11 protein-coding genes, 1 tRNA gene, 1 other RNA gene and 5 pseudogenes are annotated in these 18031 nt (G+C 57.9%); 10 read left to right on the forward strand and 8 right to left on the reverse strand.

Annotated elements, in window-relative coordinates:
- Nucleotides 1–83 precede the first annotated feature (83 nt).
- Nucleotides 84–1364, reverse strand: coding sequence for an aspartate aminotransferase type Ic (locus MLPF_RS12325; protein WP_156147268.1), 1281 nt, complete (start codon nt 1362–1364; stop codon nt 84–86).
- Nucleotides 1365–1453: 89 nt separating this feature from the next.
- Nucleotides 1454–1548, reverse strand: an RNA gene (gene ffs / locus MLPF_RS12330) — signal recognition particle sRNA small type.
- A gap of 130 nt (nt 1549–1678) precedes the next feature.
- Between ffs and MLPF_RS12335 the strand changes: the two genes are divergently transcribed.
- Nucleotides 1679–1764, forward strand: a tRNA-Ser gene (locus MLPF_RS12335).
- 102 nt (nt 1765–1866) lie between these two features.
- Nucleotides 1867–2625, forward strand: coding sequence for a lipid uptake coordinator LucA (gene lucA / locus MLPF_RS12340; RefSeq protein WP_045843750.1), 759 nt, complete (start codon nt 1867–1869; stop codon nt 2623–2625).
- Nucleotides 2626–2864: 239 nt separating this feature from the next.
- Here the strand turns inward: lucA and MLPF_RS12345 are convergent, their stop codons facing one another.
- Entirely contained in the window at nt 2865–3386 is a 522-nt protein-coding gene (locus MLPF_RS12345) for an enoyl-CoA hydratase/isomerase family protein (protein ID WP_050039325.1), read from the reverse strand.
- Between the two features lie 694 nt (nt 3387–4080).
- Here MLPF_RS12345 and MLPF_RS12350 point away from each other — a divergent pair.
- Both MLPF_RS12350 and MLPF_RS12355 read left to right on the forward strand, forming a co-directional pair.
- Nucleotides 4081–5082, forward strand: a pseudogene (locus tag MLPF_RS12350) (dihydrodipicolinate reductase).
- Between the two features lie 1592 nt (nt 5083–6674).
- A complete protein-coding gene (locus tag MLPF_RS12355; protein WP_193386775.1) occupies nt 6675–7037 on the forward strand; it encodes a cutinase family protein in 363 nt (120 codons plus the stop codon).
- A gap of 421 nt (nt 7038–7458) precedes the next feature.
- On the opposite strand, the gene MLPF_RS15920 is transcribed toward MLPF_RS12355, so the two are convergent.
- Nucleotides 7459–7593, reverse strand: a complete 135-nt coding sequence (locus MLPF_RS15920; protein WP_282435817.1) for a hypothetical protein — start codon at nt 7591–7593, stop codon at nt 7459–7461.
- A gap of 677 nt (nt 7594–8270) precedes the next feature.
- On the opposite strand from MLPF_RS15920, the gene MLPF_RS12360 reads away from it, so the two are divergent.
- The 3 genes from MLPF_RS12360 (at nt 8271) to MLPF_RS12370 (ending at nt 9032) form a co-directional block, all read left to right on the forward strand.
- Nucleotides 8271–8462 (forward strand): hypothetical protein, encoded by a 192-nt coding sequence (locus MLPF_RS12360; protein ID WP_237817208.1) that lies wholly within the window; start codon nt 8271–8273, stop codon nt 8460–8462.
- A 151-nt stretch (nt 8463–8613) separates the two neighbouring features.
- A complete protein-coding gene (locus MLPF_RS12365; protein WP_236685194.1) occupies nt 8614–8781 on the forward strand; it encodes a hypothetical protein in 168 nt (55 codons plus the stop codon).
- A gap of 29 nt (nt 8782–8810) precedes the next feature.
- Nucleotides 8811–9032, forward strand: coding sequence for a hypothetical protein (locus MLPF_RS12370; RefSeq protein ID WP_236685195.1), 222 nt, complete (start codon nt 8811–8813; stop codon nt 9030–9032).
- A gap of 561 nt (nt 9033–9593) precedes the next feature.
- Here the strand turns inward: MLPF_RS12370 and MLPF_RS12375 are convergent.
- Nucleotides 9594–9845: a hypothetical protein gene (locus MLPF_RS12375; RefSeq protein WP_236685196.1), complete on the reverse strand. Its 252-nt coding sequence runs from the start codon at nt 9843–9845 to the stop codon at nt 9594–9596.
- Nucleotides 9846–9865: 20 nt separating this feature from the next.
- On the opposite strand from MLPF_RS12375, the gene MLPF_RS12380 reads away from it, so the two are divergent.
- Complete coding sequence (locus MLPF_RS12380; protein WP_236685197.1) at nt 9866–10132, forward strand: hypothetical protein; 267 nt, start codon at nt 9866–9868, stop codon at nt 10130–10132.
- 829 nt (nt 10133–10961) lie between these two features.
- Here MLPF_RS12380 and MLPF_RS12385 read toward each other — a convergent pair.
- The 3 genes and pseudogenes from MLPF_RS12385 to ligD form a co-directional block, all read right to left on the reverse strand.
- The gene (locus MLPF_RS12385) at nt 10962–11222 is read right to left on the reverse strand and encodes a hypothetical protein (protein WP_045843751.1); all 261 of its coding nucleotides are present in this window, start codon (nt 11220–11222) and stop codon (nt 10962–10964) included.
- A 237-nt stretch (nt 11223–11459) separates the two neighbouring features.
- Nucleotides 11460–13643: pseudogene (locus MLPF_RS12390) on the reverse strand (AAA family ATPase); the annotation flags it as partial.
- Nucleotides 13644–13894: 251 nt separating this feature from the next.
- Nucleotides 13895–14682 (reverse strand): annotated as a pseudogene (ligD, locus tag MLPF_RS16520) (non-homologous end-joining DNA ligase LigD); the annotation flags it as partial.
- An 18-nt stretch (nt 14683–14700) separates the two neighbouring features.
- Between ligD and MLPF_RS17915 the strand changes: the two are divergent.
- Together MLPF_RS17915 and ligC are read left to right on the forward strand one after the other, a co-directional pair.
- Nucleotides 14701–15360: pseudogene (locus tag MLPF_RS17915) on the forward strand (asparaginase domain-containing protein); the annotation flags it as partial.
- Between the two features lie 2236 nt (nt 15361–17596).
- A pseudogene (gene ligC / locus MLPF_RS12405) lies at nt 17597–17809 on the forward strand (ATP-dependent DNA ligase); the annotation flags it as partial.
- Between the last annotated feature and the right edge of the window lie 222 nt (nt 17810–18031).

The raw sequence follows: 18031 nt of genomic DNA on the forward strand, positions 1-18031 counted from the left end.
GACGATGCGGACCCCGGAGGGTCTGTTGAGAGGCAGGCAGTCAAGGCGAGCCGCTGACTAACGACCGGACGACGTCGAGGAGGCTAGCACCGGCCAGTGAGCAGCGACTCGGAAGCCGCCAGCAATGCACACGTCGCCAGCCCATCGACTGCATTACGTAAGTCCGACATCGACGGGAAACTCGGCGCTAACCGAATGTTCTTATCATCCGGATCTTTTCGGTACGGGAATGACGCACCCGCCTCGGTAACTGAAATGCCGGCAGCCTTGGCCAGGGCAACAGTCCGGCGCGCCGTTCCGGGTAGGACATCGAGGTTGATGAAATAGCCGCCCTTGGGCTTGGACCAGGAGGCGATGTTGGAGTCGCCGAGCCGCTGCTTCAGAATCTCTTCTACTAACGCGAATTTTGGCGCCAATATCTTCTGGTGGCGCAGCATGTGCAGACGGACCCCTTCAGCATCACCGAAGAAGCGCAAATGCCGTAACTGGTTGACCTTGTCGGGGCCAATCGACTTCTTCCCCGCGTATTGCAGGTACCAGGCGATGTTGCCAAGCGATCCGCCTAGGAAACTGACACCGCCACCGGCGAAAGTGATCTTTGAGGTGGACGTAAAAACGTAAGGCCGATGCGGATTGCCGGCTTTAGCAGCCAGCCCCAGCACGTCGATCTGGCGGATGAAGTCATGCGTCAAGGTGTGCACCGCGTATGCGTTGTCCCAGAACAACCGGAAGTCGGGTGCTGCCGTCCGCATCTGGACGAGCCGATGCACCGTTTCCCAAGAGTAGGTGACCCCGGTGGGGTTGCCGAACACCGGTACCGTCCACATACCCTTGATTGTGGGATCGACGACGACTAACTCTTCGATCAGATCAACGTCGGGACCGTCGTGGCGCATCGGAATCGGGATCATCTCGATGCCCATCGTCTCGGTAATGGCAAAATGCCGATCGTATCCGGGGACGGGGCACAGAAACTTGACGCTCGCTTCGTCCTTCCAGGGACGCGCCGAGTCCACACCGCCGTACAACACCGAGAAGACGACCAAATCGTGCATCAACTCCAGGCTGGAGTTGATGCCCGCGATCAGGTTGGGCACCGGAATGCCGAGCAGCTCAGCGAAGATAGCCCGTAATCCGGGCAAGCCGTGCAGCCCGCCGTAGTTGCGGGTGTCTACACCCTCAGAGTCACGGTAATTGTCTCCGGGCAAAGACAACAGCTGGTTGGACAGATTGAGCTGCTCTGGGGACGGCTTGCCGCGAGTCAGATCCAAAGCCAGCTTCCTGCTCTGCAGCTCCGCATAATCCTGCTGGTGGCGTACATGTACGGCCGCTAGCTCGTCAGGGCTGAGGGAATCGAACGACACCAATGGCACCCTTTCGCCGTCGAACACCGTGTTACATACGCAAGTCTTGGGCAGAACCTGAGCCATAAGAGCTGGTTACGACGCCCCCCGAGGGGGGACCCCGCGCACCCGACAGAGCCCATTGACCCTTGCTGCCTTCCGGCCCTAGGGGAGTTCACAGGATAGACGCCGCGCGAGGTCCATTGAGAGTCTAATACCATGGCGATCGCAAGTGTGGCGCAGCCGGGTGCAGCTGATCGTCAGTGTATTAGCTTTGGTTGGAGCGGGTGGCGGCCGCAACACACTCGACCCGGCCCAGCGGCTACCATAGCCACGGAGGATTCGCCTAGTGGCCTATGGCGCTCGCCTGGAACGCGGGTTGGGTTAACAGCCCTCGCGGGTTCAAATCCCGCATCCTCCGCACTCGGTCGTTGTTTCACCAGACACGACCATGTTCGATACCATTCTGGAGTCGGGTTCGTCACCTTTGGGGCGGCTTGAAGTCACCCGCACGAGGAGGGGTATGGGACGCAAGGTCGCCACACTATGGCACGCGTCATTTTCGATTGGCGCTGGCGTCCTCTACGTATATTTCGTGCTGCCCCGCTGGCCGGAGCTGATAGGCGAGACCACGCACACGTTGGGAACGACGTTACGCATCGTGACAGGCGTGCTGTTCGGCCTGGCCGCACTGCCAGTGGTTTTCACGCTGCTGCGTACCCACACAAACGAGCTCGGCATCCCGCAGCTGGCACTGTCCATCAGGAGGTGGTCGATCGTGGCCCACGTGCTGGCCGGGGTACTAATCGTGAGCACCGCAATCGGCGAGATCTGGCTCAGACACGATACCGCTGTACAGTGGTTGTTCGGGATTTATGGAGCCGCTGCAGCCAGCGTGGTAATCGGCTTCGTCGCTTTCTATTTGTCCTTCGTCGCCGCGCTGCCGTCGCCATCGCCGAAATCGATCAAACCACCGAAGAAAGCCAACCAACGACGCAGTCGCCGTCGGAAGGGTCGCAAGGACGACAAGGCTGAGGATGAAGAAGTCGATACTGGCGAGCGTAACAAGGCCGAAACGTCAGCGCAGACCGAAGAAGTCACCACGGAGAACCCGCAGCCAGTACCCGAATCGGGGGCACAGAAAAAAGAATCTGACGAGCTCCCAGTCGACAAGACCGAAGAGACCGACGAACTTCGGTGCGGACTGCACAACCGCCGCCCGACCGGCAAAGTGTCACATCAGCGTAGGCATGCACGCAACGTGATCGCGGTCGAGAATTAACGACCCAACTTAGCAGTCAATCACAGCGCCGCAGGTATTCAACGGAGTCGACTATGCTCTAACACGTGTGGGTCCCACAGTTGACGAGTCTCGTGCTCGATACCGGCCAGCCTCGCGAATCCGGTCTAACGTAGCCAACGTAGGAGCGCACAGCTGAACTTTCGTATGCCGATAGACATCGACTGAAATATCGTCAAGGTCTGACACCTTAGCAACGGACACCTAGGCGAGCTCTTCGATTACAGTGTGGTGGGCAAGTCCGACCCCAAACAACTTCTAGCCCGCCGATAGATACGGCCGCCGAGCAGCACCGTCCCCGCAAGCATAAAACACAACATCAAAGGCGACCCGGAGAAAACAACCACTCCGACGCGCACCTCGGCACGCCCGATCTGCGCATCGGGGCTCAGCAGGCGACAGCTGCACACGCAGGCCAGTACACACCCGCCCGCGATAGCGGCACACCATTGATTGCGGTCATGGTCGGGCCCAGGACAGCAAAACATAGCCTCAAACACGTTGGACAGGGCCGGCAGCAGCAGATCGATGTAGCCAACCCCGCTCCGCAGTACGCGGTTTAGCCCACCTCTAGCCCAGAACATCGAGCCAATATAGACGACTACGTCGAATACCCGGCCGCCAGAACATTGCAACTCGCGGATGGCCTCAGTCAGCTCGTCCAGCAGCTCAACATCGAGGGCATTAACGCGCCCCCACGAAAAAGCTAAGTACCCGCACCACTCCCACGGCTTGGATCTCAATCAATAACATCTTCCAGCACTGCCCCTGGCTAGCCCAATTCCCGGCTGCCGACCCGGAGCCAATGCTCCTCATGGTAGGCGAGCATGACCGGAATATCGGTGTTCTCGTCGTTGTGATAGCTCACGCACACCCGAATAGTAGCCGTCGGCGATCTAGAAGCAGAACGCTCGTCATGCAGTTGCCATGGATCAGCAAGATGAGCGACAGCAGCTCACTTTTTCTGATTTTGGCTAGATCCAAAACTACGTGAGGATTGTCAACAGGTGGCCTGCGCAGCTTGGCTGCCCAAAGAATGTCTTTGGCCTTCTTGCTCACAAAAGTTCCGGCCTATAACTAGCTCCGTCAACTCTCTGCGAGAGTGCATGTCCACAAGCACACCAAGGCAATCGTCTGCCGCCAAAAATCATGTCCCTCAGGATTGTCCAGCCATTTCACTCGCCATCCGATGCCTCCCTCCATCTGGCTCCCGTCACCCAACATCACTAAGCCGGCTGAAACGAAGCGCCCGCGTCGAGGCAGCGATCTACTGGGCTTGAACGCGGCTTCGGTGACCGTCGTAACGCAAGGTGGCACGACAGATCCACGAGCCCACCCAAAAAAATCGACTCCCTCACGTGCGACTGATTTGTCACACTCCCGCGGCAAACGTGGCCTCAGTCGACCCACCTAATCCCCTATACTGAATAGGTATAGGTGCCAAAAAGATATCGCGTCATGCATGGGAGCAACGGCAACGTCGGCAAAGCTCGCCGAAATCGATCGTTATCAACCCCGCGCTGGACCTGGTCGGGAGTTATGCCTGGTCGCCTAAAGAAAGCTGGCTGAAACGCGGGCGAACTAATCAGTATGCCGCCGCTGGGTGATGACCACCGCCGACGATGTCGACGCGCTATTCGCCCTCAAACCGGACCGCATGCTGTTACCACCCGAAGTAGATCGACGTCTACAAGTTAGTCCGCATCCGTAACCACCAGGACCAACATAGTGACGACGGCGTCTTTCATTACCGGGCTTAATGTGTTGGCGACGGTATGCAATCTGGTTGACAAAGTCACCGTAAACAAGGCCGCGGACACCGCTTTCTATGACTCACCAGCTGCCACGACGCCCGTGGGATTCCGCCAGCCGATCAACCCGCCCGAAGCTAACCTCAATTACTGCTCAGGGCATAACCATGTTCGGCGAAGCCGTACGGCTGGTGACCGACGCGCTCGGCGGCCAGCTCGACGAGATGCATTGCGTGGCCGAGTATGCGCAAACCACAACCGATCTCGGGCTAGGATCCTGTAAGATTGCCGCAGGATGCCTGGCCGGTGTCTATGCAACCTGGCAGGGAATAATTGGCGGCAAAGCTATGGTGGAGTTCAACGTCCGGTAGCGCAAAGGATACGCATTCAAGCCGTACTGAATGACCCGACCAAGAAGGTCGGGTCATTCAGTACGGCGGGCAGCCGACTGTAACGATCACGGTCGGCTTTCTGCCGCCGCCGTACCTCCGGGTCCAGGCTGAGACCATCGCCGACTTTGATAATGCTCGCGCATGTCATGACGGTAATATCCACCATCAACGCGATCCCGACCGACGTTGCCGCAGCACCGGACATCGTTACATACACCAATCTGCCACTGGCGCTTCCTACGCGGGGTAGTGTCAAACAGCTAGCCCACAACCCCCACGGCCTACGCATCCCCTGACGCTTGCCGTGGGCAAAGCCGGCTGCTCGCCGCCGAGCGAGCTTTTAGGTCGAACCAAGCGGCGGCACTTCGCGCGAGTCTTGATGGTGGGCGGCCTCGATTGCCTTACGCAGCGGACCAACCAAACCCGCGAATAACTCCATGTCGAAAAGCCTTGGTGTCACAAACCGGTTGTGTTGTAACCGAACGAACTGTGGGGTTCAGGATCCGCCCATTCGAGGGGTCCACCTAGCCCGATGTGACCAAAGCCTTTGAGTAAGCCCGGAATCGGCGATATGACGCCAGAGAAGTACACCCCGCGCCCAAGGCACTCGAAAACGGCAGAACAGCCTCTTTTCGGTGTGATGCAGTTAAACACCGGACTGCGCAGGTTCAGTTAAGACATCAGAGTCTGCGCCGGCCGGGTCGGCGAGCCGGCAGGAGGGCGACCAATATGCACGCCGTCGTTGCCGAAAACAGGTGTACAACCTCCTCGCGGATTAGCTGGCGCATGTCTTTGCCGGTCGCCACTGGTGCCAAACCAGGCCGCAATCATCCCTAAAATCAGCTGCTTACTACATTTTAACCCCCTGCAGTGATAGACCGCCGCAGCGGCGAAGCGCTGCTCCATACAGAGATGTTCCATCACCTCCGTCCTGATTACGCCGCTGAGATGCGGCAACCCGGATCGATGCCCCAGCACACCGCGAACCGTGATGTCAGCCTTACCGTGGACCACGCACGCTAGCCAGTCGTCGCAAACCTGGACGTCATAGGACAACTGATCCGCGGTCGGCTAGCCGATGAACCACCGTCGACGAGACACTCTTGGTCAACGAAAAACCATCGCGCCAGTGTCGGCCAGTCCAGATCTCCGTGCCGATAGCGATCGCGGTGATTACCCCTCCCAGACGTCTACGACGGGCCCGATTATAAATGTAAACTACCGTAGGACTCCGCCACCAAGCCACTGCCCTGAAAACAGTTGCGCGAACAACTTGATGACGTTTGCGAAATGTGGGTCTGCAACACCGGACACACTGCGCAGTAAGCCATCGCCGGTGACTAGGAGACGCCGCCGATGTCATTGCGCTGCGCGGACCCGCCTCCTCAGCCGAGCCACCGCGGGAACGGCATGTCCCCGAACCGATGCCATCCCGAGGATGGCGTTATCAGTAACTACTACCCGCAACTTGGATCTAGTTTGACGATTACCAGCCGGGTGTCCAGCTGAAGCGAGCTAAATCTGCCAAACTCAGTCACGCCGCCCAGTAAATAACGCAATTAACATAACAATAGCGGATTTAATCGGGATAAGGCCACGAACCGACGTGGTTAGAGATATGTGGACGTTATCAATTTGGATAAGAGCCAAATGGTCACCGTGAGATTACGGTAACCGTGGGCGTCGCAGCGGTTATAGCAACTTGAGTGCCGCTGAGCTTGCCTGCGCCAACAGCGACTGCCGACCCTTGGCCCGACATCGATTTGGTGTTCACTCAGCAAACCGACGAACTGCCTGGCATTGGCGGCAGCCTAAGTAAGACCTTTCATGAACTCAGTGTACAGTGAAGCTGGGTCCAGATCAATTATCAATTGAAGCCTACGGTAAAATGCCTCGCCAGAGGCGACTTAAGGAACAGGATTCCTCCATCACGGTCATCGACGGGATCCGCGACGTGAGCTCTCATGCTGAGTATATGGCAGCGAATTGCCCCAAAACCAGGAAGATGCTGAGTGTATATGCACAAGGCGCAGCCGTGGCTGGATATGCCATTTCGGCCGCCATCCCCACCAGGAATATCTGCCGCGCCGCAGTGATGCTTTTTGGAACACCGTCAGATTATTTCCTGCAGCAGTACGGCGCGCCGCCGATCGCCATCGGCTTGCTGTATCAGCCCAAGACCCTCAAGTTGTGCGCTGTAGGCGATGCGATTTGCGGTGAGGGCGGCGGCCCCATCGCTCACGCACTCTAGCGTACGTAGACAGCATGGTAGACCAAGCTGCGGACTACGTCGCAAATCACTTGTAACTTGCAATTTCTTTTCCCCACAAAGTAATTCATGTCGTTGCTGTAGCGCTCGAGCAGGTAGGGTCGTTGGGCGACATATTGGCCAACTAACCAGACTTCGAGGTAACTAAACGTTATAGGTTCTGCTCAGGAGGGTGAGTGTATTCCTCACGAGGGGGCGAATGCTTGAGCCAGTTCCTGAACCGAAGAAGCCGATTAATCACAATACCGATCGCCAGGAGCACTAGCGTCGGTCACCACAATTGCGGTAGTCACGCACTCCATATTGACAGGACGACACCGCGGTGGTTGTCTTTGGTTGCCCGCAAGTCAATAATTAAAGTGAAACGACTTTGTGTTGGTCGCTTTAGGCAGAGTGTCCCTCGTCACACTGCATGAACCAGCAGCACTGCCACCGCGTACATCCATTCGGCCAGCGGTTTTCTCTTCACCACCACCTGGCCCGATAAAATTTCCTCAAAATAATGTCGGCGGCCATCTGTACCGTAAAGACCGTGCACACCAACACTCTGCTTCTCTTATATCATACGCCGGTTGTTGACCCGGAACCAGGCGGAAGCTGGCAGACCACGACATCGCCCTAGGAACTTCACGTCGTCGATGCCGTCACAGTCCCTCACCCAAGATGGTGCTACTTGATAATGGCTTCGGCGCCTTCCTCGCGTTGTCTAAACCCCACCATCGTCAATGTCGCGTTTCCCGACATTCAGTAGTATTTCCTGCAATAGAATCAACAGCCTGTCATGGGTGTTCAATGCCTACAACATCGTCTTCGCTGCATTCTTGGTGGCCGCGAGTAAGCTCGTTGACCTAACTGGGACACTGGCGGTTGCGCATATTCGGCGTGGTGTTCTTCACGGTCACCTCTGGCCTGTGCACTGTTAGGAAGCTGATTGCATTTCAGGTGCGGCAAGGTATTGGTGCAGCAGTTCTGGCACCGGCATCACTCAAGCTAGTCGTCGAGGCCTTCGACGATAATCGGCGCGCGCATGAGATAAACATGGGGGACGTGGTGGGAGCCATTTGCCGCGGGCCTCGATCCGCCGGTGAGCGGTGCCCTAATGGAGGCGTTGCAGTAGTTGGTGGGTGTTCCTGGTGAATCTTCCGCTGGGCGTTGCTAACGTGCTGGCCTGGTCAACACATGCTGGTAAAGAGCCGGGCCGTTGGATGGCGCCGGGTGCCCAATTTGCATGGCGCGCCACTGCTGGGCATCGCGCTGAGCCTGCTAACCCTGGGGCTGATCAAGGGTAAGGACTTGAGATATTGGAATGTTGGGTCGACCCGTACCGATGATCGGGGTTTTGGTGGCAGCAACGCTAGTAATGGTCGAATTGTGATGCGCTCGCGATACCCCACCCGACACCACTGATTAACCCCGCGTTATTGCGCATGCGGTCGTTAGCGGCCGGCAGTGTACTCACCACCATCGGCTGCGTCGGGTTCTACGCCTACCTGCTGACACACATGCTGTTCCTAAAAACTACGTCTGGGCATACCTCGTTGCTGCTTCCGGGCTTGCCGTGGCCCTCGCCGTATTCTCACTACCGCGGTTGCGCGGCGTACTGAGCCGCGCCGCCGACCGACATGGGTATCGCCTGATCATCACTGCCAGTGTGCTGTTTTGGGCTGCCGGGCTGGCCTGTTACCTAGAGCGTGTCGGGTCCAAGTCCGACTTCCTCGGTGAATAGTTGCCCGGACAGATATTGCAGTTAATCGGGTGGGCGCCACGTTCCCACTGCTGAGCAGCGCCTACCTGGCCGGGCTGGCCGCAGAAGGCAACTATGCTACCGTTTCGGTCGTGATCGGCACCATCCGCACCGTTCTTGATGTCGCGCTAACTTATGGTGCCAATCAGGACACCAGCCTGCGACTTTACCGACGAGGCATTGCGCCGCGCATGGGCCGATGGCTGCAATCTGTTTTGTCGCGGTTGTCGTAGGGGCAGTGGCGCCAGGTCGCGTCCGCCCTCCCCCGCGCGGAGGTGGTTAAGCCTCAGCCCACACTGCCAGTCGATCCCCCGCAATCAAAGCCCGGGCAACAGTCAATGGTGTCCATACCGGCCGTAACCGGCGCAGCCGGCTTACCACCACGCCGACGTGCTGGGGCTCCGTCGGTGTTTTCCGAACTAGACTTTATGATCACCTCTGGCACAACTGCGAGACCACAGCGAGCAGGTGGAGCTGAAGGGCTGCGCGGGCGATGCGTCTAATGCGCTTTACGTGGTGCAGAACGGACGCCTCCAGGTGCTCGGCGTGGTCACAAAGCTGGGGGCCACGGCGCGGTGGTCGGCGAGCGCGAGTTGTTGATCGGTGCGCCGTGCTAGACGTCGGTTCGAGCCGTGCGCGACTCGTTCTCGCCCGATTGACCAACGCCGAACTCGACAAAATCGCCGACGTCCGCGTACTTAGAGCACTGGCGTAAGTGCCGCCCAACGGCAGAACCAGACTCCGCGAGCAGCCTTCCGGACAACGCCCGAGACCGTAATCCCGACCATCAGCGCCTAAACCAACACGCCAGAAGTGATGATGGACACCGAACTTTGCGCTGCATTGCCGACCCGGTCAAAGGTAGAGTAACTCTTAGCCGCGTCGACCGCGACGGGCTGGAACGCACCAAGCAGACCGCGGATCGGGCGGTATTGCAGGCAACAGCCGATGACCCAGAGTAGCGGGGCTTCCGTTTGCGCATCGCCGATCGCGTAGTGCTTGGTTGCGGGGTAACCCAGTCCCGCCTGTACAACCGCTGCCGGCAACAGCAGAGGGTGCTGATCTGATGCTGGCCGGACTTCCCACCAACCAAGAGCACTGGCCACACGTGGAAGCAACTGATCACGCCACGGTTAGTGCACGTGGTCCGCCGCAACGGCTACATCGACGACCTGCACCCACTTACCGTCCGGCCTTGGTCGATCTCGTCCTTGACCAGTGGCAGCGCGGGGCGTGCGCCCACCTAATCATGCTTGAGAAGCTTGGAGGCGGCCAAGATCATGGTCGACACCGGTTCGCTGGCACCAGCATGGAGCAGTCGTCGCTGGGCTAGCAGATTAGATGCCGCTGTGTATACGTACATATACGAATGCCTGCGTGCGCAAAAGCTACGGCAATCCTGCCGAGCAGGATGCCTGTTGCACAGGAAACGCACCATGGGCCACCGTGCGTAGCGCTCGTAGCGCTTTTGGAGAGCAGCTGATCGAGGAGCTGCCGAAGAAGTTCCGCTGCGCCAGCGTGGATCCGCTAACACGACAGAACGTTGTGCACCGGCGAGGTCAGCTCGCCGACGTCCTCTCCTGTGTGCTGGAGCTACCGTTGCTGTACGCGCCCATGGGGCGCATGACACGTCGACGTAGGCATGCTGGATAATGGGCCCGTAACACGCTGGCGGTTGGAGGGGCCCACTAATTGCGGTAAGCGTGACCACCAGTGCCAACCCAAGGTCCAACTTCCAGCAGCAAAAACAACAGACCGCCAACTGTGCCCAACCCCAACGACACTCTGCTGTCTGCGTGTGCACCATGCATGATCAACAGAGCGATATCGACGACAAGCAGCGCTAGCAGCGCTGACGCAGACCGACGCTATTGCGTAGAGTATCACACCCAATCCAGTAGGCGTCGGCTTTGTGGAGTACTTCCAGAGCAACCACGCCGCGCGAGGCGGGACGGATCGCGGGCGCGGAAAAGGTGCGACAAATTATGGCGCTGGTATAGCGCTGAAAGACGAACGCGGGTTGGTGACATTAGTATTGCCCCTGCGCTCCTACGCCAATGTACATACCGACCACCACAGGTAACCCGACCGGGCTGTAACCCTGGTGCACAAGTATGTCCTCGCTCTCAGTTCAGAACTTCGTTCCGCGGTTACGGTCGGCATCAGTTGGGCGACGCAATAGTGCAATGCGTAACAGTATCCGAGTCAGGGGTCCACGTGAGATCATCGCTGCATCGCTCAGCGTTCTGTAGGGCATCTTCAACCTCACGCAACGCCTGATCATCGAAGACCAGCACCCCGTCCGGTATCCCTACGCCGTAGACGTGGGACAACGTATCTGCGTTGCGGACCATGCCCCAGCCCCCCTGCCGTAAGTCGTCGTAGACACCCAGGACAACCCAGAACGCAACGCGCCTCGGCAAGCATGGTCAAGGGTAAGCACTAAAAGGCACCCGATGAACACATTGCCCTTCATGATATCATCATAGACCACACCCGTCACTGTAGTTTACCACCACAGCCAGTCAGGCGACTCGGCGAACTCACCCTTTGCATAAATGGTTGCGATAATATAGCCCCACAGTCAGGATCGGATCCTTGAGCGACTCAATGAGTGCCATGGCTTCAAAAGTCAACTACGACGCCTAGCGCAACCAGGCCTGATACGCGTGGTCGGTAGCCGACCCCGCCGTGGCGATGGCCAGCGGGGCCTTGTCCCCGGTGGCGTTGCACAGCTGACGCACTTCATCAAAACCGGAGCCAGCATTGGTACGTCCTCGCCAAGCGATCCCACACAACTTGGTTCGAGGAGCAATGCACATCGCGGCTCGGTGCGGGTCTTCGGCAGGTAGTGCGTCGGCGATCTTTGTGGCGTGTTCCCAACTCAATCGCGCCGCGCGGACATCCCGATTAGTGGCCCATACTGCGGCGCGCATATGCCAGCTGTAAGCGGCGTGCAAATCACCGGCGGCCTCCAAATGTTCAGCAATCAGCACCGCGTGCTGATCGACCGAGTGTGGGGCACGCGCTTCGATCGCAGCGGCCAGCCGCCGGTGCAGCCGGGCCCGATCGGATTTCAGTTGTGATTCGTAGGCTACGGTACGGATCAGCGGATGCCGAAATGCATACTCGACGGGCGCGGTGAAGCGCACCTGATCGACGAGGTTGGCATCAATCAGCTCATCGACGCTAGGATCGATCCCCAGGCTGGCCAGCAGATCAGCACCGAAGCGAAACCCGATGACGGCCGCGGCGACAAGCAACTGTTTGGCCGGCGGACTTAGGCGGTCGATGCGGGCAGCGATAGTCACCTGCAGAGTGGCTGGCACCCGGACTTCGGCCACATCGGTGCTACAAGCGTAGCGGCCACGCTCACCTATAAGAACACCACGTTCGGCAAGCTCTCGAGTGATCTCCTGGGCAAAGAGGGGGTTACCTGCCGCACGCTCGGCGATAAGTTCGCCGATCTGGGTAACGGATTGATCGGGACCTAACAGCTCAGCAACCAGCGTTGAGGTCTCAGTATTGCTTAGGGGTGCCACAGCAATGGTCTGTGCTCCAACAACATGACGCAAGGCCCCGTGGTACTCGGGGCGATATGTGACCAGTGCCATCGACCGGGTTTGAGGTATCACCGCCAAAAAGTCGGCCAGCATGGAGTCACTGACCTCGTCAATCCAGTGAACATCCTCCACCACAAAGACCGCCGGTCGGCTCAAGGCCAACTGGGCGACGTTGATCAGCGCAGTCAACCGCCGCCGCCGCGCATCCGAGTCGATCCTGGGCAGCTCCACCTCGGGATCGGCGATGCCCAACAAGTCATCAAGTAGCAAAAGATCCTGCGTATCGGCGTCGGGAATCTGCGCCCGCACACGGGCCCGCGCACTACGGTCATCAAGACCGCTGATCTGCGCCACGACACGCATTAGCTGGGCCACCACATCAAACGCGACATTGGTGGCGTGCGATTCACAGAAAATGGAAAATACCTCGACCTCAAGACCTTTCGCGAGCTGCACGGCTTTGGCGACGAGTCGTGTCTTCCCTATGCCAGCAGGACCAACCAGTCCAACCACCGAACCCTGTCCACCGATCGATCGATCGAGCATCGCTGCCAGCGTGGCCAATTCCCACTCACGACCGACCAACGTCGACTCCGAGAACCATGTCGGCTGGCGTGGCTCGGCTACGCGTAGCAGCCGCCGCGCTGGCACCGCATCCTCGGCGCCCTTGATGCGCACCGTTTGCGGTGCACCCAACACTGCGGTCTGCTCCACCAGCCGTGCGGTGGACTCACTTAGCATCACCACACCCGGCGGCGCAACCGACTCCATCCGCTGAGCCATCCCCACCTGCACGCCAACAGCAGTGTAACCCAAAGCGCCAGAACCAATTTCACCAACAATAACCTGACCGGAATTCAGGCCCACCCGCAGCTGAAGATTAACACCGTCACGATCACCAACCTCAGCCGCCAGCCGCCTAGCTTTTTCTTGGACACCAAGCGCAGCTAAACACGCACGCAACGCATGATCTTCCAACGCCGTCGGCGCACCAAAGATAGCCATGATGCCGTCGCCGGTGAACTTGTCCACCGTGCCGCCATAACGCGCCACCACTCCCGCGGCGCGGCTGACCAGCTCGGTCATGATTTCGCGCAGCCGCTCCAAACCTACCGTTGCTGCGATATCCATCGAGCCCACCACGTCGGCGAACAAAACCGTTACCTGCTTATACTCTGCGGGTGTTTCGGCCGCGACAACCGGTGAGCCGCACTCATCGCAAAACTTCGCGGTCGACCGCAATTCTGCGCCGCACGCCACGCAGACCAACGCCGTCGTCATCCGCCCCTCCGTCAAGCCCGGTCCCAGAGTGTTCGGATTTTCCCAGGGCAACGAGCCAAACGGCGCACATTGACGCTGTTCATGGTCAGTCAGCGCAATTACGCGGCTACGCCCGCGGCTGGCCAGTATCTCGGCGGTGTCGAGCCATGCATCTATCTCGCTCATGCCAGCCAGCCTGCGGCCACCACAGGGCACAGAGCATCAGCAAAAACACGTAAACCCGCCGACTTCCTACGCAGATTTCTACAACATCAAGTTCGTTTGGTCTCCGAGTTTCGATTAATTATCCAGCTTAGTTGTACCCGTTTGGGCTCACCTGACATCTTCGGATGGTTCGGCGGATATGGCAGGCTCAGTCCGCGCTCTACGTCGGCCGCGGCCATACTTCAACAGCGGGGCAATCGACTGGTCAACATCTCTATGCCGGCCCACGGGTCGTCCCGGCCATGCACCAGATCGGGCACAGTCGCCATGGTGTAGTCATCCGGGTCGGCTACGGCCAACTCATTCCAGGTCAGCGGGATCGACACGGTCGCGACCTGGGTGCGTCGCATCGAATACGGCGACACCATGGTGCGGTCGCGGGCGTTCTGGTTGAAGTCCACAAAGACCCGCGATCCCCATTTTTCCTTATACCACTCCGTGGTTACCGCGTATGGCGCGCGGCGCCCTACCTCGCGGAACAGCGCTATAACCACCCGGCGCACGTAGATGAAGTCTTAGTTATTGGCGATTCATAAGAACACGTGGATCCGGCGACCCGGACGTCTCAGGGTAACCGGCAAGACCAAGCTAAGCCAAGCACTAGTCGAAGCACATCGACATCGACCGGGCGCGTGTTCGAAGTCGTTGTCGGGATTCAGATCCCAGTCGATGCGTAGTTCGTCGGAATGCCCAGCTTCGGTACCGCGCATCTGCCACCAGTACGGCGCGCTCGTACCCAATAACACCCCGCCCACAGCAACAGCCGCCAGATTAAGTCTACCTTCAGCGCATCTGCGGTTCGCCCCGATGGGAACGTCACCCAGCAAGTCTCTAGGAGGATGTCCGCCAGGTTCTAGGAGCTTGTCTTACCAACGGTGACATAGACGCGTTAGCCGTTACAATCCAAGAGCACTTCTTCGACATCGATGGCGTGGTGGTACTCCAGGGCACCGACACAGTCGAAGAAGCCGCATATCTTCTCGGCCTCATTCAACAGACACGACAACCCGTCATGTTCACGAGAACGATGCGAAGCCCCAACCTAACCAGCTACGGTGGACCCGCGAACGTTTTCACGGCGGTCAGTTCGCGACTACCTGATCGTAATGGCCGACAAAATCCATGCCGCAGCCCGGGTACACAAGGACCACACCCACCTAGCAACGTTGCATTCGAACCGCCGAAAACAGATTGGTCATCGAAGGCAAACCTGTACTTATTAGCGGTCCACCCCGCGCGTTTCGTGGTGCTTGCTACGCATTTCGGCGCCCCTCGGATCAGCATTGTGACCATCACGCTGGACGACGACACCCCGATCAATGCCTGCGCTAATTGCTACGGACTTACCATAGCCGCATTCGGAACTGGGCATGTTCCTCCTACGCAGGTTGTCCCGATACTGGCGACACTGGCCATCGATGCCGGTCGTGCCTACCTCCCGCGTCGGCGTTGGCTCGATCCTGGCTCACACATACGAGTTTGCCAATGCCAAAAAGGATCTGCGCAACTGTAGTTTGATTGACGCCGGATTTCTCAACCACTCCAAAAATAGCACTTACCAATGCATGCACTACTTGCCACGAATGCAGGCCCCACCACCATCCGGGCCGCTTTCACCGACACAAGAGGAGAAGAGGATTCTGAAAAATATTCTTGACCAAGCTTTTCCGACTCCAAGCAACCAGCACGTGCGTAACTCGGAACTCACTTTGGAAAGGACCTTCGATGTGGTATGCGATCACAGCGAAGACTCCCACGCAGTGTTGACCCAAATTCTTCCCAAACGTAAATGTCCGCCAGACCTACATTAATTGCCAGATTCAGCCAAATCGATCTCGTAGGCATCTGCAACAAACAGAAGAACCCGGACGCCCCAGTGTGGAGCAGGGGGTACTTGACCAACATGGAAGCGTTCGGTGGTGAAACCGTCACCTATAACCCTGACCGCCACTAGGTGTACAATCACGTATCCACATCGCAATCGGGCTCAAGGAGCACCGAGCCAGCGAATACAGCAGCCATCTACTCGACACGAAGGTTCAGTTTCTCACCGCAATGCTCGTTGTCGAGGTCGTCACTCCCATGATGCCCCGGTGACCTGATGCTGAAAATCTACAGTGTCCTGCTGCTTCGCTTTGACACAACGTAGTCCCATGCCAACCAGGAGTGACCGGAAAACTTTTCTGCTAAACACAATTGGTGAGTGAAATGGAAAGATTAAGATATCCGGCGCGCCATGCTTAGGGATCAGCCTAGGCTGGCCCGCGAAACCGTCACCGGCCACCACAGCAGCCCACCATGCGCGCATCATAAGTTATCACTCACTAGGCGGGTGGCAGACATGACTACGACCACAAGTATTTTGCTATCCATCGGCGTGTTTTCCCTTGGTTCCGGAAAAGAACGTACTACCGAGGCTGGTGAGTAGAAGGAAGACCATCATCAACCCGACGACACATCCCTCAACACGTGCCGCTGGTAAGCCGGCAATTATCGGCGACACCGCATCACAAATAATTTCATCCGCGCTAAATAAGGATACACGAAGCCAACTGCCCATGCAGCACACCCACGATGGCATACGTCACAGCGACAGCAACACCCAACAGGACGGAGTCACCAGTATCCATCAATGGCATCACTACAAACGCCTAGGACAAGCCAACAACAAAGCCGTACAGCATGATACGTCGTCGACCGAAACGGTCCGACCAGATTGCCGCCGGCACCACAAACGCGAACATCAACAAACCAGTCCAGCACACCACCACACAGGATCGAGTCTCTCAGATGACCAAGTTCGTTGCGCACGTAGTTCATCAGATAAGTCCCCGGCCAAGAAGCTCAGCGTGAATAGCCTGATCACGTAACCGGCTGTGAAAACGACCTGTCGAATCTGGATCCGGAAAAATTCGGCTATGAAGGCGCGAGGGCGGTGATATCTGCCTGCTCATCCAACTTATGGAACGCGAAAGCCGGAGTTCGGCGATGTTAATGTGCACGTAAAGAACGATAATTTCTATTATAGCACTGAGCAGAAACAACATTCGCCAACCCCAGCTTATAAGCGTGGGGCTGGTCTTTCCGTAGAGTGAAGTCGACGTCCAGTATAGCCAGGTTGGCAAGCACAAGGCCCACACCAACTCTGAGTGGGATGGCCATTTCATGGTGTAATAGTTTCCGCATTGGTCGCCTGGCGCGTGTTCGGCAACTAACCAATGCCAATCCAGCCTATTCGCCACCGAACGCTATTCCCTGCAGCAGCCGCAGCGTGAGCAAGATCAATGACGTCGGCCACGCCGATAGTAGCCACACCGGGGAGAACACCCCACCGCCACGGTGAACAGACCCATGATCAACAACGTTGCGACCAAAGTTGCTTCCCTACCAAGACGATCACCGAAGTGCACCAAAAAATCGCGGCTCACAGCGGTCGGGAGAAGAACACGGCAGCAAACGTTGCTAACGACGCGATTGTCGCCATTGCTGGCGCTAAGTCGACAAAGAACACGCTGGGAACACCAGAACTACTGCGGTGCCATTAGAGAAATGGAAACTGTAAAACTCGATCACGGGACCAACCAGGCTTGCCAAGGCGACGCGCTTCATCGGTACATGCTACAGACGACAGTGACTGCCCCTACATTGGTCCCCCCGACGGGAATAGGCATTGGTCCCCCGACGGGAATAGGCTGGCACTGGGGAGAAGGCGAATTAGCGACCAAAATGAACCAACGAACTTACCCGTGATGCCACCAGTCTCGCCGATGCTGTCTAAGTCGGTTCGGTCGAACCCCGCGTATGCACCGTATGAGCCCAAAACGGAATGGTTTAGGTCCATATGCTTTCGCGGCGGCGATCAAGTCGAGCTGAGCAACCAGCGGCCGATAACCCGTTACTTCTCTGGGCTGGTCGTGGCGGTAACCGTAGAACTGCCAAAACGCTGCGTGATGGATGCTCAAGACTTAACCATCCGGAATGTTGAAAACGAACTTCGTTGCCAGGGCGTGTGCATCCTTACTGCGCAGCAGCGTCAGCCCTGCTTCTTGGCCTGATAAGACAACTGTTGCCATTTCGGACCATGAATCGCACCGCGGCTAACCAAGCGCGGTATACCTAAAATCGTACCCACTCGTCGAACAGCACCCTCGTACGCCGTGGACCCGAAGAGCATGTCACTGACA

The sequence above is a fragment of the Mycobacterium lepromatosis genome (genome assembly GCF_000975265.2).
Classification (GTDB): Bacteria; Actinomycetota; Actinomycetes; order Mycobacteriales; family Mycobacteriaceae; genus Mycobacterium; species Mycobacterium lepromatosis.